Genomic DNA, 14803 nt, shown 5'->3' with positions numbered 1-14803 from the left:
CTTTCATTCCGGTTGGGGCAGCGTACGCCGGGTATGCAACACCTTGAGTCATTGGCTTGCTTCCCCGGTCATATCCTCGCTGCGCATCAGAACTCTTAGTTTGAGCCATTCTGAAAGTGCCTCCGAATAGCGGCACACTAATTCGGAAGGCAAATTGGGGTCCGATATCTTGGTACAATCGGGAGCGTCGCCCAAAGCAGGCATGGGCAGAGACAGACCTGCAGGCCCGTTGCCATCAAGAACACTTTTGTCGAAGCCGGGCATCTGGCTAACGATGCGCGCTCCATCCGCCTCCAACCACGCCGCGGCGCTATCAACACAATACTGTAAAGCATTGTTTTCCAGGCTCATGTTGCACATGCGGACGACCTGCGAGACGCATTGGGTATCCATGGGCACCGCAAAGCCAACATCGGGAACAAATCCAGTGCAAGCGCTCAGAAAACCGGCTGTATCAAAAACGGGGGTCGCCTCACCTGCCGCAGTAAGAGGAAAGGACGCGCCCAAAGCGCAAGCACAGGCTGCAACAATGGAAAGGACCGGCTGTTTCATCAGTTCACCTCCCTCACCGCCCGCGCCTTCAGCTCCTTGCGGATCACCTTACCGGTTACGGTCATCGGCAATGCATCCAGAAATTCCACCTCGCGGGGATAGGAGTATTGGGCCAGGCGCTGCTTGACGTGATCCTGAAGCTCTTTCTCGGTGGCCGTGGCGCCTGCTTTCAGCACCACATAGGCCTTCACGATTTCCGTGCGCAGCGGGTCGGGTTTACCGACGACGCCCACAGTCGCCACTGCGGGATGGGTCATCAGGCAGTCTTCGATTTCGGCCGGGCCGATGCGGTAGCCCGCAGAGGTGATGACATCATCCTCGCGGCCGACAAAGCGCAGATAGTCGCCCTCCCAGATGCCGCGATCACCGGTGACCAGCCAGTCGCCATGAAATTTCTCTTCCGTTGCCTCGGGGCGGTTCCAGTATTTCAGCATCATTGATGCAGCCCCGCGACGCACGACCACATCCCCCTCGCCCTGTGTGGGGGCGCCATCTGGATCGATCACCTCCACCACGCAACCCGGTACCGGCTTGCCGATGCAGCCGGGACGAACCGGGAAGTCCACGGCACAGGAGGACACGGTCATGTTGCATTCGGTCTGGCCATAGAACTCATTTATGGTGACGCCCAGATTCTGCTGGCCCCAGGCGAGCATCTCTGCGCCCAGCGGCTCTCCGCCGCTGGCGACAGAACGCAAACCGTCGAGCCCCTGCCCTGCTGATTTCAGCACCCGCAGCGCGGTGGGTGGGAAAAACACGTTACGCACCTCGCCGCGTGCAATGATCTCGGCGCAGGCCTCGGGCGTGAATTTGTCGAGCCGCGCCGCAACCACCGGCACGCCCAGCGCCAAACCTGGCATCAGCACGTCGAACAGCCCCCCGATCCAGGCCCAGTCCGCCGGTGTCCACAGGCAGTCCCCAGATTGACCCAAGTGGTCATGGCTGATCGCAACGCCCGGCAGATGGCCGGACAATACCCGATGCCCGTGAACGGCGCCTTTTGCGCTGCCGGTGGTGCCGGACGTATAGATAAGGACAGCCGGGGTTTCCGGCGTTGTGTCCGCAAAAGGCAGACGAGAGGCGGCCTCTGCCCCTGCTATCAGCAACGGCTCCACCCGCAACGGCGTAGCAAGTGCGCCCAGTTGCGTCTCTCCTGCTGCATCCGTCACCACATAGCTGAGACCTGCATCATTGATCCGCGAGGCCAGAGCGTCATGCTGGAACAGTTTAAATAGCGGCACCGAAATGGCGCCAATCTTCCAGATCGCAAGATGCGCCGCCGCACAGCCAACCGACTGGCTCAACAAAACACCAACCCGATCACCCGGTTTGACCTTTTCCAGCAAATGGCGCGCAATGCGGTCGACGTGATCGTGCAAGGCCCCGACGCTCACGTCTTGCCGATCTGGCCCGGTGAGATCAATCAGCGCCAGCTGGCTCTCGTCATGATCCAGCGCCTGCGCCGCCATGTTCAGCCGGGCCGGAAAAACCCAGCTGCCATCGGCCATCAAACCAGGATAGGTGGTATCGCTCGCCATCATCAGCCCTTCGCTTTTTGCATATCTGCTATGCGGAATTTCCGTTCATTCCCAAGGGGAAAGACGACCTCTTCTTGATCCAGATCAGAGCAGAGCTGAGCAGCATGGCGCATAGATCTCTCGTACAAGAAAGAAGAGGGATAGTCCCAATGACCCGTATGGTATCCGCCCTGGCACTCAGCGCTGCAATCGCCGCTGTCGCAGGCCCCGCTCTCGCTCAGTCGCAAGGCGACTGGACCGTTGGTTTCGGCTTTGCCAATGTGAACCCCAAGTCCAACAACGGCACCGTCGGTGGTGCAGCGGCAACCGTAGATGACAACACCGCGCTGACCTTCACCGCTGAGTACTTCATCCGCGACAACATCGGTATCGAGCTGCTGGCTGCCAGCCCGTTCGAGCACGACATCTTCCTGAACGGCGGCTATGCGGCGACCACAAAACAACTGCCGCCCACCCTGTCGATCAACTACCACTTCCCGACCCAGAGCAAATTCAAGCCCTTCGTCGGCGTTGGTATCAACTACACCACCTTCTTTGAGGAAAGCACTCCTGCTGGTGTGATCTCCCTGGATGACAGCTTTGGCTTGGCCGTGAACCTTGGTGCGGACTGGCAAGTGTCTGATCGCGGCGCCCTGCGCTTCAACGTCCGTTACATGGACATCGACACCGATGTGACCCTGAACGGCACCGATGTCGGCACCGCAGAAATCGATCCGGTCGTGGTTGGCTTTGGCTACGTGCACCGTTTCTGATCTTTCACCTTCGGGTTTCGGAAAGGCGTCGCTTCTGCGGCGCCTTTCTTTATTGCAGCTCACGTCTTTGGCGCGCCGGGCAAACGAGGGGTTGGTCCACTGTGGCGGATCAAACCGCCGAGCCAGTTTACCTCGTAACGAAACAGCGCCGCGTCATGTTCATCCGCCACCCCACATGTCACGACCAACCACGTCCAGGGGCCATTGCCAGGCCGGGCAGAGCAGTCGGTTGTCCGGGGCACACCCTCCAGTCCGGATGCTGCATGATCGGCAAGGTAGCGTTGCGCATAAAGGGTGATGACGTCGGACTCCGTGATCCCCTGTCGCATCACACCGTAGCGAAATCCGATCCCGGCCAGAACCAGCGTCAGCAGAACAAAGGGCCCCCAGTAGATCACCCGCATGACTGCATCCTTGTTCTGATCAGGACCGGAGCGCCATTACATCTGGCCCATCAGCTCGCGGCCAATCAGCATGCGGCGAATTTCGCTGGTGCCTGCGCCGATTTCCATCAGCTTGGCATCGCGGAAGATCCGGCCAACCGGATTGTCGTTGAGATACCCTGCACCGCCAAAAGCCTGAACCGCCTGATGAGCCTGCGTCATCGCAACCTCAGAAGCATAGAGGCAGCACGCTGCTGCGTCCTGCCGGGTGACGGTGCCCTTGTCACAGGCCTTTGCGACTTCATAGACATAGGCCCGGGCGGTGTTCATCGCGGTGTACATATCCGCGATCTTGCCCTGCATCAGCTGGAAGTTCCCGATCGGCTGGCCGAACTGTTTACGTTCTTTCATGTAAGGCATCATCTCGTCCATGCAGGCGGCCATGATCCCGGTGCCGATACCTGCCAAGACAACACGCTCGTAGTCGAGACCGGACATCAGGACGCGCACGCCCTTGCCCTCTTCGCCCAGAATGTTCTCAAACGGGACTTCCACATCCTCAAAGACCAGCTCTGCCGTATTGGACCCACGCATCCCCAGCTTGTCGAAGTGCTGCGAAGTGGAAAAGCCCTTCATTTCCTTTTCGATGAGGAAAGCCGTGATCCCTTTGGAACCAGCCTCAGGATCCGTTTTGGCATAGACCACCAGAGTGTCAGCATCGGGGCCGTTGGTGATCCAGTATTTGTTGCCGTTCAAACGGAAGTGGTCATTGCGCTTTTCGGCCCGCAGGCTCATCGACACAACGTCAGACCCAGCGCCCGCTTCGGACATCGCCAGGGCGCCGACATGTTCGCCGGAAATCAGCCGCGGCAGATACTTCTGCTTTTGCTCTTCACTGGCGTTCAGTTTGATCTGGTTCACGCAGAGGTTCGAATGCGCCCCATAGGACAGCGACACCGAGGCGCTGGCGCGGGCGATTTCTTCGACCGCAACAGTGTGGGCCAGATAGGACATGCCTGCACCACCGAATTCTTCGGGCACCGTGATACCGAGCAGACCCAGCTCCCCCATCTCCTGCCACAGTTCGGCGGGGAACTCGTTTTTCTGATCGATTTCCTGCGCCATCGGCTTGATGCGCTCTTGCGCCCAACGATGCACCATATCGCGAAGGGCGTTCACGTCCTCGCCCAGGTCGAAGGTCATACTCGCGTTAAACATCGATTCCTCCCGAACCAATCCATTATTGAACAGTTGTTCATTAATAGGCATATACCCCGCCCCCAGTCAACAACCTCGCACAGCAGACCGCTAAACCTTCACAAGCGATTGAAACATTAACAAACATCCAAGGGTTGCCTTGCTTGCGCCATAGTATCGTGTGACAACAATTCAGGTTTTGGTAACCCGTGGCAGCCCAATGCGTAATCTGATCATCAACGGCACCTTTGATTCCGGCTCGGCCTATTGGACCGGAAATGACCTTGAGACGAGCTATAGCGAGGGTGCCTATCTCAACAACGGCTCCTCCAACCGGGTGGCCGAAATGGACGGTCGTGCCAATCAGACCACGGTGATGCAGCAGACGTTCCGCGTTGATGGCCCGATCCAAACGGCGGTCACCCTGGATGCAGCACTGCGCAATGCGTCGCTCAATCAGGCCGGAACCGAAGGTTTTGCCGTTGAGGTTCTGGCATCTGACGGCACTGTCATCGCCTCCATGACAGTCCTTCCAACCACCAACAGCTTTACCCAGGTCAGCCTCGACGTGACCTTTGACAGCGCGGGCGACTACACCCTCCGCCTGACAGAGCTGGGCAAAGACAACAGTCTCGGCGCGATTGTCGACAACATCTCCCTGATTGTGTGCTTTTGCGGTGGCACGATGATTGGAACGCCAGACGGGCCTCGCGCGATCGAAACCCTGCAAGCCGGTGACATCATCCTCACCGAAACCGGTGCAAAGCCGCTGCGCTGGATCGGGCGGCGGGTTGTTCGGCCCGACGAAATGACACGCAACGCCAAACTGAAGCCGGTGCGCATCGACACCGGTGCATTGGGCGCGGGTCTTCCGACACAGCCGCTGGAGGTTTCACGGCAACACCGGATGCTGGTGCGCTCTCGCGTGGCAGGGCGCATGTTTGGCAGCCAGGAAATCCTGCTGCCAGCCATAAGGCTGACTGACCTGCCCGGCATCGAAATCAGCGAGGGCACAGAGCCCGTCAGCTACTTTCACATGTTGTTCGACAATCATGAAATTGTCCGGGCCAACGGCGCCCCAAGTGAAAGCCTTTTGGTGACTGAGCGGTCTTTTGCTGCGCTTACCCCAGCCGCACAGGAAGAGCTGCAAGCGCTCTTTCCCCATCTTGTGCACCGCACCGGAACCGCGGCCGCATCTGCCCGCCCGATACCGGAGACAGCCCGCCAGAAGCGGCTGATTCAACGGCTCGCCAAAAACCAACACCCTGTCCTGGATGCAGCCTGATCCATCACGGCGCCGACACGGGCGGGGAAAACAGACCGTCAGACGCCAGGCGCTGCGCCACCCGCCTGAAAAACAGCGCTGACTTCACTGCGGATAATGCGAGCAATCTGGTCGCAATCCTCAAGCGAAAAGGTCAGCGGTACGCGCATATCGATAATGCCCGCCAACACCCTGTCTGTTTTGGGCATGGCAGGTGCGTCGGCATACCGCCAGCTGTCATAGCGAGAGGTAAAGGCAACCGGTTCAGGCGCACCAAACCATTTCAGTTCAACTCCACGGGCAGCACAGCGGCGCAGGACGTCTTCGACCCCGTCCGCAGACCAATCCAAGAGCAGGAACTGAATGGACGATCCGACAAAGTGCTCAGGTTCAGGGCGGTCGATCACGGTCAGCCCAGGTGTATCGCGCAGCCCTGCTTCAAGCCGACGATAACGGGCATTCCAGCGGTCCACCTGCGCCTCAAGATCCTGCAGCTGCGGCCGCAAAATGGCTGCCCGCAGATTGTCCATGCGCCCGGAAATATTCGGGGTCACATATTTCACCCGCTCAAAGACTTCCGGATCCGGTGCCGCACGGTGGCGAGAATACAGCATGTAAGAGCCAGAGAGCATGATCGCGCGGGCGGCGATCTCCTCGTCCGAAGTCACCAGCAAGCCACCTTCGCCCGAATTCACGTGTTTGTATGTCTGGCAGGAATAACACCCAACCGCGCCGTGCCGACCGGACAGCGTGCCATTCCAGCGCGCGCCCATCGTGTGGGCGCAATCCTCAATCACCGTGACCCCGGCAGCGTCACAGATCTCCATCAATCGGTCCATATCGCAAAGATGGCCCCGCATGTGCGACAGCATGAGCACCTTAGGATGATCTGCCTGCGCAAGCTGCCCGGCCAGATCCTCCAGATCCAGCGTCAAAGCCTCGGTGACACCGACATAGACCGGCCGCGCCCCAACCGAGGCGATAGAGCCCGGCACCGGCGCGAGGGTAAAGGCGTTTGTCAGAACCCTGTCCCCCGGCTTCACCCCAACCGCCCGCAAGGCCGTTGCAAGCGCATAGCCACCCGACGCCACCGCAAGCGCATAGGGCGCGCCCATCTGGGCCGCAAACTCTTCTTCCAGAAGGGTGGTTTCCCCCGCCTCGCCGTCTGCCACATTATACCGATGGAGCCGACCGTGACGCATCACGTCGACTGCGGCCTCGATGGCGGCTTCGGGGATGGGTTCTTGCTGGGTAAAGTTACCCTTGAAAACGTCCGTCATGGGCCGAGTAGTGCGCGCCATGACGAAGCAGGTCAAGGCTCAGATCACCAGATCGGCTGCCATGCCACAGAATTCATCCTCGCGCTGTGCAACCCAAATCAGTTGCGGCCAATCAACTCTGCCACGATGGCAGGCAAATGCGCAAAATCTGACAGCAGGGCTTCGGGCTTGAGCGCGGCCATGTCTTCGCCCGATGGGCCAAAGGTCACAAGAACCGACGGCACCCCAGCATTGGCCGAAGTGGTACGGTCCGTGATGGTATCGCCAATGAGAATGGTCTTGTCGGGGGCACCACCGGCCCGGCGCGCGGCTTCAAACAGCGGCGCGGGATCGGGTTTGCGCACCGGCAGCGTGTCGGCGCCCACAAGCGAATGAAACGCATCCCGCACACCCAGGCTCTGCATCAGTTTCTCAGCCAGAGCTTCGGGTTTGTTGGTGCAGATCCCAACGCCAAACCCATCGGATTTCAGCTGCTCCACCGCATCCATCGCACCGGGGTACATGACGGTGTGATGGTCAATCGCATCCCGGTAATGCGACAGCAGAACCGGATAGAACTCCTCCACCAGCGCCTCTTCAAACTTTCCAGCGCGCTCAAGACCAGCAGTCAACATGGCCTTGCCCCCCCGCAATGCGGTGCCGGCATCTCGCTCTCGCGTCAGCAGATCACCCAAACCCATCTCACGGAAACAGGCATTGGCAGCAGCAAGCAGATCACCCGACGTGTCCGCCAATGTGCCATCCAGATCGAAGATAACAGTTCGCATATTTACCCTCTCTCGGCGCATTTCCGCCGCCGCTTGTTGCAGGACGCAACCTTGTTTGATGGCGCTTTGCCTTGCACGCCTGCTGTTAGCGGATAAAACGGGGGCGCTGAAAAGACAAAGAGAAAAGAAAACATGAGCACAGCCCTCGTCATTCTGGCCGCAGGCAAAGGCACGCGGATGAACTCTGACCTTCCAAAGGTTCTGCATCCGATTGCGCAGGTTCCGATGCTGGAACACGCCATGGTCGCCGGGCGGTCGCTTGAGCCGGAACGCACCATCGTGGTGGCCGGTCACGGGGCTGATCTGGTCCGCGCAGCAGTTGCCGAGATCGACGAAACAGCCACCGTGGTGCTGCAAGAAGAACAGCTGGGCACCGGTCACGCCGTCGCGCAGGCCAAGGATGCCCTTTCGGGATTTGATGGGGATATCGTGGTGCTTTACGGTGATACGCCGTTCATCAGCGCCGACACCATCGAACGCATGGTCGCCGCTCGCGCCCGCGCCGATCTGGTCGTCCTGGGCTTTGAGGCCGCAGATCCTGCACGCTATGGCCGGTTGGTGATGCGGGGCGATACGCTCGAAAAGATCGTCGAGTACAAGGACGCAAGCGAGGAAGAGCGGACAATCACCTTCTGCAACTCTGGTCTGATGGCAGGCGACGCAAAGCAGATGCTTGGACTGCTGGAGAAGGTCGGCAACGACAATGCCGCCGGGGAATACTATCTGACGGACCTGCCTGCCCTTGCGCGCGCCGAAGGCCTGAGTGTCACCGCCGTGTCCTGCGATGAGGCTGAGACGCTTGGCATCAACTCCCGTGCGGAACTGGCAAAGGCAGATGCCGTATTCCAGGCCAAGGCGCGTGCAGAGCTGCTGGATCTGGGCGTAACGCTGATGGCGCCGGAAACCGTCTACCTGGCGTTTGACACCATGATCGGGCGAGACACTGTGATCGAACCCAATGTGGTTTTCGGTCCCGGCGTCACAGTGGAAAGCGGCGCCTTGATCCGGGCGTTTTCCCATTTGGAAGGCTGTCATGTCTCGCGCGGCGCCAAGGTCGGCCCGTATGCGCGCCTGCGCCCCGGAGCGGAGCTCGCCGAAGACACGCATATCGGCAACTTTGTCGAAATCAAAAACGCCGAGATCGCCGAAGGCGCCAAGGTCAACCATCTGAGCTATATCGGCGACGCCAGCGTCGGAGCCGCCACCAACATCGGGGCGGGCACCATCACCTGCAACTACGACGGCGTGATGAAGCACCGCACCGAAATTGGTGCGCGCGCCTTTATCGGCTCGAACACCATGCTGATTGCGCCGGTCAAGGTGGGTCATGAGGCCATGACCGCGACAGGCACAGTGGTGACCAAGAATATCGAGGACGGCGCGCTGGCCCTTGGCCGCGCCGAACAGCAAAACAAACCCGGCCGAGCCCGCAAGCTGATGGACATGCTGCGCGCCAAGAAGGCCCGTCTCCAGAAAGGAGCCGAATAATGTGTGGCATCGTCGGTGTTCTCGGCAATCACGAGGCAGCCCCCATTCTTGTCGAGGCACTGAAGCGGCTGGAATACCGCGGCTACGACAGCGCCGGGATTGCAACCGTCAACAACGGTGATCTCGCCCGGCGCCGTGCGGTGGGCAAGCTCGCCAATCTATCGGACCTTTTGGTGCATGAGCCGCTGGCTGGAAAATCCGGCATCGGTCACACCCGTTGGGCCACCCACGGGGCCCCGACCGTGGGCAACGCCCACCCCCACCGCGCGGGCCGTGTTGCTGTTGTTCACAATGGCATCATCGAGAACTTCAAGGACCTGCGCGCGGATCTGGGCCGCAAGGGCATCACCTTTGCCACTGAAACCGACACGGAAACTGTCGCCCTTCTGTGCGAGTCGTTGATTGCCGACGGGAAAGCCCCCGTTGATGCGGCCTACGAAACCGTTCAGCAGCTTGATGGGGCGTTTGCCCTCGCCTTCTTGTTTGAAGGCGAGGAGGATCTGATGATCGCGGCGCGCAAGGGCTCCCCCCTGGCGGTGGGTCATGGCGACGGCGAGATGTTTGTTGGCTCCGATGCCATCGCGCTCGCGCCTTTCACGGATGAAATCAGCTACCTGGAAGAGGGCGATTTCGCGGTCCTGACCCGCAACAGCCTTGAAATCCGCGACCAGCGCGGCGCGATTGCAAACCGCGAAAAGCGCAAGATCGTTCTGGAAAACGCCCGCGTCGACAAAGACGGGCACAAGCATTTCATGGCCAAGGAGATTGCGGAGCAGCCCGTCGCCATTGATCGCGCGCTCAAGGCCTACATGAACGACAACGCAGAGATCACCCTGCCGGAGGGGCTGGATTTCACCAAAGTCGAGCGTCTCACGATGGTGGCCTGCGGCACTGCGTTCTACGCCTGCATGGTCGCCAAATACTGGTTTGAACGGATCGCCCGTCTGCCGGTTGAGGTCGATGTGGCCTCGGAGTTCCGCTATCGCGAGCCTCCTGTGGCACCCAATACGCTTGCGTTGTTTGTTTCTCAGTCCGGCGAAACAGCCGATACGCTGGCAGCGCTGCGGTATATGGACGGCAAGGCAGAAAAGATCGTCGGGCTGGTCAACGTACCCGAGAGTTCGATCGCACGTGAAAGCGATGTGATCCTGCCGCTTCATGCCGGGCCCGAGATTTCGGTCGCATCCACCAAGGCCTTTACCTGTCAGCTGTCGATCCTGCTGCTGTTGGCGCTGCGTGCTGCTGAACAGCGTGGCCTGCCACTGCCTGATGGCATGCCGGGTGATCTGCGATCCCTGCCCGGACTGATCCACCAGTCGCTCGCAGGCGAAAAACAGATTGCCGCCTCTGCCCGCAGCCTTGCCAAGGCTCAGGACATCATCTTCCTTGGCCGGGGCCAGCTGTACCCATTGGCACTTGAGGGTGCGCTGAAGCTGAAGGAACTGAGCTATATCCACGCCGAAGGCTACGCCAGCGGCGAACTGAAACATGGGCCGATTGCATTGATTGATGAAAAGGTGCCCGTGGTGGTGCTGGCTCCGCGAGACGAGTTGTTTGAGAAAACAGTCTCCAACATGCAGGAGGTCATGGCCCGTGGTGGCAAGGTGATCCTGGTGACTGATGCCGAAGGCGCAAAGATCGCTGGCGAAGGCACCCATGAGGTGATCATCATGCCGCAGATCCCTGATGCGCTCGCGCCGATCCTCTATGCCGTACCGGCGCAGCAGATCGCCTATTTCACCGCGATTGCCAAGGGCACCGATGTGGACCAGCCTCGAAACCTCGCCAAATCCGTGACCGTCGAATGACCTGCGACGACGCGCTGGAGGCGCTGAGGACCCATATTGAGCCGGGCCGGGCAGAACAGATGGCGGCCTACCACAAGCAGAGCCGCGAGGTGCTTGGCGTTTCGAATGTTGCGCTCAACGATCTGGCCAAGAGCTGGCGACAGCAACTTGACCTCGACGCCCGCATCAACCTTGCAGCAGAGTTGTGGCAGAGCAACATCTTTGAGGCCCGCATTCTGGCGGCCAAGTTGCTGACGCAGGCTCGGATCAAGGAAGACGAGGCCGTTTGGCAGCTGCAGACATCTTGGGTTGCGGACTTTGACAGCTGGGCCATCGCGGATGCGGTTGCATCAGCCATCGGCAAGCGCCTTCAGGCCCAGCCGGCGCGGCTGGAGGAGATCAGCGAATGGACCACGTCAGAACACATGTGGACCCGCCGCGCCGCATTGGTCAGCACTTTGCCCTGGGCGAAACTGGCCAACCCGAAACCTGCCGAACTGGACCAGCGCGAACAGATCGTCGCCTGGGCCGCCAGCTATGTCCATGATCGCAACTGGTTCATCCAAAAGGCGGTCGCCTGGTGGATCCGTGATCTGTCAAAACATGACCCGGACATGAGCCGCGCCTTTCTGCTGCAGCATGGCGAAGCGATGAAAGCCTTTGCCCGCAAGGAAGCGGCCAAATACCTGCGCAAGTCCGCACAACAAGGCGCAGCCGCCTCCTCGCAGGAGGACGCGGCAAGCTGACCGGTCGTCCAACGGACCATGTGGCAAACACCAAAACGGCGCGGTCACCCGCGCCGTTTTGATTTACTCCCAACTTACCAGGCTGGCCCGCTCAGCCCGCTGGCAGAACCTGAACCTCTACCAGTTCGGTCAACGGCAACCCCAACGCGCGCATCGCATCAATCGACAGGCGGCTTCCTGCACCGGCAGCCCCTTCGATCGGTCGCAGGGTCAGCACGACCTCGTTGCCACGGGGGCTGCGTACCCGCGCGCGCTGCGCAGAAGAGACAAGCGGCGTCTCCATCCACAGGCCCGGTTGGGACGGATCACCAAGGCTCGCCACTGTTGTGGCGCGCCCCGTGTAGCCTGCACTGGTTGCGGACGTTCCCGGTGCCGGTGCAACAGATGTGGTCCCGGCCTCCAGCGGTGCAAGCGGCGTGGCCGCTACGTCCGGCGCAGCAGGCACGGTTGATGGTGACGCGGGTGCAACGGGGGCCGAACCACCGCCGCTGCGCGGCCCAAGAATGGAAGAATTCCACTGCAGCGGGCCACAAGCACCCACAAAGGCGACGGATGAAAGGATCAAAACAGAATAACGCATGGCCTGACCCTAGCCCCGCTCTCTGGTGTTGACCAGTGACAAACAAGGCTGATTGCAACTCCCCTCTTGCCGCAGGCCCATAGCGGCTTTACCTAAGAAGAATGGCTGCTCCGCTGATTGATCCCTTCGCCCGCGCAATCACCTACCTGCGCGTTTCGGTGACCGACCGCTGCGATTTTCGCTGCGTCTATTGCATGTCCGAAAACATGACCTTCCTGCCCAAGAAGGATCTCCTCACGCTTGAGGAACTGGACCGGATGTGTTCGACCTTTGTCGGCATGGGGGTTGAAAAGCTGCGCATCACTGGCGGTGAACCATTGGTGCGGCGTGACATCATGACCTTTTTCCGCGCCATGACCCGCCACCTTGACAGCGGTGCCCTGAAAGAGCTGACGCTGACGACAAACGGCTCTCAGCTGGAGAAATACGCTCAGGATCTCTATGACGCCGGAGTACGACGGGTGAATGTATCTCTGGACACCATCGACGAGGGCAAATTTGCCGACATCACCCGCTGGGGGCGCCTGCCGCAAGTGATGCGCGGCATTGATGCGGCGCAAAAGGCCGGGTTGCGGATCAAGATCAACGCCGTAGCCCTCAAGGGGTTCAACGAGGACGAGCTGCCCAGCATCACCCGCTGGTGCGCTGAGCGCGATATGGATCTCACCTGGATCGAGGTCATGCCGATGGGCGATATCGGAAATGAAAACCGTCTGGGCCAATACTGGTCCCTCAAGGACGTGCGCCGCGCCTATGAAGACCACTACACCGTGAGCGACCTGACAGAGCGGACCGGCGGGCCAGCCCGCTATGTCCGGCTCGAGGAAACCGGCCAGAAGATCGGTTTCATCACACCGCTGTCGCATAATTTCTGCGAAAGCTGCAATCGCGTGCGTCTCACCTGCACCGGTGAGCTGTACATGTGCCTGGGCCAAGAAGACATGGCCGATCTGCGCGCGCCGTTGCGCGATCATCCCAATGATGAAACCGCGCTGGAAGACGCCATCCGAGCCGCGATCCTGCACAAGCCCAAAGGCCATGATTTCGACTATTCCCGCCAGCGGCTAGACGGGCAGATGCCCCGCCACATGAGCCATACCGGCGGCTGAGATGACCCGCGACACATCCGCCGACCGTCCGGCGCTGTTCCATATCTACCGCGCAGCCACAACGCTGCTCGCGCCTTTTGCCTTTCGCAAGGTGGCAGGCAAACTGGCTGAACATGGCGTCAGCCCGGAACGTCAGCGCGAGCGTCTTGGGTATGCAAGCCTCCCACGTCCCGCGTCCACGACGGCAGATGGCACGCACAAGCCGCTGGTCTGGTTTCACGGGGCCTCTGTCGGTGAAAGCCTGGCCGCGCTGAGCCTGATCGACAAGCTGCTGCCGCGTCTGCCGCAGGCCGAGTTTCTGCTGACCTCCGGCACCGCCAGCTCTGCCGACATGATGGCCAAGCGTTTGCCAGAACGCTGCCGTCATCAGTTTGCCCCGCTGGATGCAAGCGGACCGGTGCGCCGGTTCCTGTCCCATTGGAAACCTGACGCCGCCCTTTTTGTTGAAAGCGAACTCTGGCCTGTCACGCTGGACGCGGCAAAGCGCGAAGGCTGCAAACTGGCGCTGGTGAATGCCCGTCTGTCTGCCAAATCAATCGAGCGCTGGAAATCCAAGCCTGCGGTGGCTGCCTTTGTCATGCAACAGTTCGACGTCCTGCTGAGCCAGAACCCGGAAATGGGCGAGATCCTCATCGAGCTCGGGGCCAGTGCAGAGCGGGTGCACCCCAGCGGCAATCTCAAGGCGGGATCCGCCCCTCTGCCGATTGATCGCGCCGCGCTGGAGGCCGTTCGCACAGCGCTTGGTCGCCGCCGCGTCTGGATCGCGAGTTCGACACACAGAGGGGAAGAACAGGCCGTCATTGCGGCTCACAAGGCGCTGCTTGAGACTGATCCCTCACTTTGCCTGCTGCTTGCCCCTCGCCACCCCGAGCGCGCGGATGAAGTTGCTGATCTGATCCGCAAGGCCGGGCTGACATTTGCGCAGCGCAGCAAGGGAGAGGCGCTGACCTCCGACATCCAGATTTATCTCGCAGACACATTGGGCGAAGTCGGGACCTGGTATGCGCTCTCGCCCATTGTTTTCCTTGGCGGATCCTTGGCACCGATTGGGGGCCACAACCCCTTTGAGGTCGCCCAAGCAGGGTCAGCCGTGCTGACCGGTCCGGGGTATTCAAATTTCGCTGAAACCTTCCCTCCCCTGATTGCTGCCGGTGGCGCCGTCGAAGTCCAGGATGGCCAGAGCCTCGCAGCAGCCGTGCAGACCTGGCTCAGCGACTGCAGCTCGCTTGACCAGGCCCGCGATGCGGCCCGCAGTGTTGTGCTGTCACAGGCGGCCGCACTTGATGGGGTCGTCGATCTGCTGATTGAAACGCTCAACCTTCAGGGGCCCCCCCCCAGCCGCCCCCGCCGTTAAAGATAT

At 60.5% G+C, this 14803-nt stretch carries 14 protein-coding genes; 7 read left to right on the top strand and 7 right to left on the bottom strand.

The window, feature by feature from the left end; all coding sequences use genetic code 11:
* Positions 1–48 precede the first annotated feature (48 nt).
* Entirely contained in the window at positions 49–552 is a 504-nt protein-coding gene (locus tag NIT7645_RS03900) for a hypothetical protein (protein WP_131724144.1), read from the bottom strand.
* Complete coding sequence (locus NIT7645_RS03895; RefSeq protein ID WP_050686434.1) at positions 552–2090, bottom strand: AMP-binding protein; 1539 nt, start codon at positions 2088–2090, stop codon at positions 552–554. The genes NIT7645_RS03900 and NIT7645_RS03895 overlap by 1 nt, the downstream gene beginning before the upstream one ends.
* 149 nt (positions 2091–2239) lie before the next feature.
* Here NIT7645_RS03895 and NIT7645_RS03890 point away from each other — a divergent pair, with 149 nt between their 5' ends.
* Positions 2240–2842: an OmpW/AlkL family protein gene (locus tag NIT7645_RS03890; RefSeq protein WP_037302488.1), complete on the top strand. Its 603-nt coding sequence runs from the start codon at positions 2240–2242 to the stop codon at positions 2840–2842.
* Positions 2843–2901: 59 nt separating this feature from the next.
* Here the strand turns inward: NIT7645_RS03890 and NIT7645_RS03885 are convergent, their stop codons facing one another.
* Together NIT7645_RS03885 and NIT7645_RS03880 are read right to left on the bottom strand one after the other, a co-directional pair.
* Entirely contained in the window at positions 2902–3246 is a 345-nt protein-coding gene (locus NIT7645_RS03885) for a hypothetical protein (protein WP_008560775.1), read from the bottom strand.
* A 36-nt stretch (positions 3247–3282) separates the two neighbouring features.
* Positions 3283–4443, bottom strand: coding sequence for an isovaleryl-CoA dehydrogenase (locus NIT7645_RS03880; protein WP_008559706.1), 1161 nt, complete (start codon positions 4441–4443; stop codon positions 3283–3285).
* A 199-nt stretch (positions 4444–4642) separates the two neighbouring features.
* Here NIT7645_RS03880 and NIT7645_RS03875 point away from each other — a divergent pair, with 199 nt between their 5' ends.
* Positions 4643–5707, top strand: a complete 1065-nt coding sequence (locus tag NIT7645_RS03875; protein WP_008562303.1) for a Hint domain-containing protein — start codon at positions 4643–4645, stop codon at positions 5705–5707.
* Positions 5708–5745: 38 nt separating this feature from the next.
* On the opposite strand, the gene NIT7645_RS03870 is transcribed toward NIT7645_RS03875, so the two are convergent.
* Both NIT7645_RS03870 and NIT7645_RS03865 read right to left on the bottom strand, forming a co-directional pair.
* A complete protein-coding gene (locus tag NIT7645_RS03870) occupies positions 5746–6966 on the bottom strand; it encodes a DegT/DnrJ/EryC1/StrS family aminotransferase (RefSeq protein ID WP_008561646.1) in 1221 nt (406 codons plus the stop codon).
* A 98-nt stretch (positions 6967–7064) separates the two neighbouring features.
* Positions 7065–7733, bottom strand: a complete 669-nt coding sequence (locus tag NIT7645_RS03865) for an HAD-IA family hydrolase (RefSeq protein WP_008559195.1) — start codon at positions 7731–7733, stop codon at positions 7065–7067.
* Positions 7734–7865: 132 nt separating this feature from the next.
* Between NIT7645_RS03865 and glmU the strand changes: the two genes are divergently transcribed.
* Genes glmU through NIT7645_RS03850 form a run of 3 tightly spaced genes read left to right on the top strand, consistent with a single transcriptional unit; the run spans position 7866 to position 11754 of the window.
* Positions 7866–9221 (top strand): bifunctional UDP-N-acetylglucosamine diphosphorylase/glucosamine-1-phosphate N-acetyltransferase GlmU, encoded by a 1356-nt coding sequence (gene glmU / locus NIT7645_RS03860; protein ID WP_008560502.1) that lies wholly within the window; start codon positions 7866–7868, stop codon positions 9219–9221.
* A complete protein-coding gene (gene glmS / locus NIT7645_RS03855; RefSeq protein WP_008562907.1) occupies positions 9221–11029 on the top strand; it encodes a glutamine--fructose-6-phosphate transaminase (isomerizing) in 1809 nt (602 codons plus the stop codon). The genes glmU and glmS overlap by 1 nt, the downstream gene beginning before the upstream one ends.
* Complete coding sequence (locus NIT7645_RS03850) at positions 11026–11754, top strand: DNA alkylation repair protein (RefSeq protein WP_008562144.1); 729 nt, start codon at positions 11026–11028, stop codon at positions 11752–11754. The genes glmS and NIT7645_RS03850 overlap by 4 nt, the downstream gene beginning before the upstream one ends.
* Positions 11755–11845: 91 nt before the next feature.
* Here NIT7645_RS03850 and NIT7645_RS03845 read toward each other — a convergent pair whose 3' ends face one another.
* The gene (locus NIT7645_RS03845; protein ID WP_008560589.1) at positions 11846–12334 is read right to left on the bottom strand and encodes a hypothetical protein; all 489 of its coding nucleotides are present in this window, start codon (positions 12332–12334) and stop codon (positions 11846–11848) included.
* A 101-nt stretch (positions 12335–12435) separates the two neighbouring features.
* Between NIT7645_RS03845 and moaA the strand changes: the two genes are divergently transcribed.
* Together moaA and NIT7645_RS03835 are read left to right on the top strand one after the other, a co-directional pair.
* Positions 12436–13443, top strand: coding sequence for a GTP 3',8-cyclase MoaA (gene moaA, locus NIT7645_RS03840; protein WP_050686200.1), 1008 nt, complete (start codon positions 12436–12438; stop codon positions 13441–13443).
* A 1-nt stretch (position 13444) separates the two neighbouring features.
* A complete protein-coding gene (locus NIT7645_RS03835; protein WP_050686198.1) occupies positions 13445–14797 on the top strand; it encodes a 3-deoxy-D-manno-octulosonic acid transferase in 1353 nt (450 codons plus the stop codon).
* Positions 14798–14803 lie beyond the last annotated feature (6 nt).

This window comes from Phaeobacter italicus (assembly GCF_001258055.1).
Taxonomy (GTDB): Bacteria; Pseudomonadota; Alphaproteobacteria; order Rhodobacterales; family Rhodobacteraceae; genus Phaeobacter; species Phaeobacter italicus.
The sequence above is the reverse complement of the archived record's forward strand: the minus strand, read 5'-3'. Positions and strand labels throughout refer to the sequence as shown.

Bases quoted from the DNA above. Each gene is read 5' to 3' on its own strand.
- NIT7645_RS03900 (WP_131724144.1), bottom strand. From the start codon at position 552: ATGAAACAGCCGGTCCTTTCCATTGTTGCAGCCTGTGCTTGCGCTTTG.
- NIT7645_RS03895 (WP_050686434.1), bottom strand. From the start codon at position 2,090: ATGGCGAGCGATACCACCTATCCTGGTTTGATGGCCGATGGCAGCTGG.
- NIT7645_RS03890 (WP_037302488.1), top strand. From the start codon at position 2,240: ATGACCCGTATGGTATCCGCCCTGGCACTCAGCGCTGCAATCGCCGCT.
- NIT7645_RS03885 (WP_008560775.1), bottom strand. From the start codon at position 3,246: ATGCGGGTGATCTACTGGGGGCCCTTTGTTCTGCTGACGCTGGTTCTG.
- NIT7645_RS03880 (WP_008559706.1), bottom strand. From the start codon at position 4,443: ATGTTTAACGCGAGTATGACCTTCGACCTGGGCGAGGACGTGAACGCC.
- NIT7645_RS03875 (WP_008562303.1), top strand. From the start codon at position 4,643: ATGCGTAATCTGATCATCAACGGCACCTTTGATTCCGGCTCGGCCTAT.
- NIT7645_RS03870 (WP_008561646.1), bottom strand. From the start codon at position 6,966: ATGACGGACGTTTTCAAGGGTAACTTTACCCAGCAAGAACCCATCCCC.
- NIT7645_RS03865 (WP_008559195.1), bottom strand. From the start codon at position 7,733: ATGCGAACTGTTATCTTCGATCTGGATGGCACATTGGCGGACACGTCG.
- glmU (WP_008560502.1), top strand. From the start codon at position 7,866: ATGAGCACAGCCCTCGTCATTCTGGCCGCAGGCAAAGGCACGCGGATG.
- glmS (WP_008562907.1), top strand. From the start codon at position 9,221: ATGTGTGGCATCGTCGGTGTTCTCGGCAATCACGAGGCAGCCCCCATT.
- NIT7645_RS03850 (WP_008562144.1), top strand. From the start codon at position 11,026: ATGACCTGCGACGACGCGCTGGAGGCGCTGAGGACCCATATTGAGCCG.
- NIT7645_RS03845 (WP_008560589.1), bottom strand. From the start codon at position 12,334: ATGCGTTATTCTGTTTTGATCCTTTCATCCGTCGCCTTTGTGGGTGCT.
- moaA (WP_050686200.1), top strand. From the start codon at position 12,436: ATGGCTGCTCCGCTGATTGATCCCTTCGCCCGCGCAATCACCTACCTG.
- NIT7645_RS03835 (WP_050686198.1), top strand. From the start codon at position 13,445: ATGACCCGCGACACATCCGCCGACCGTCCGGCGCTGTTCCATATCTAC.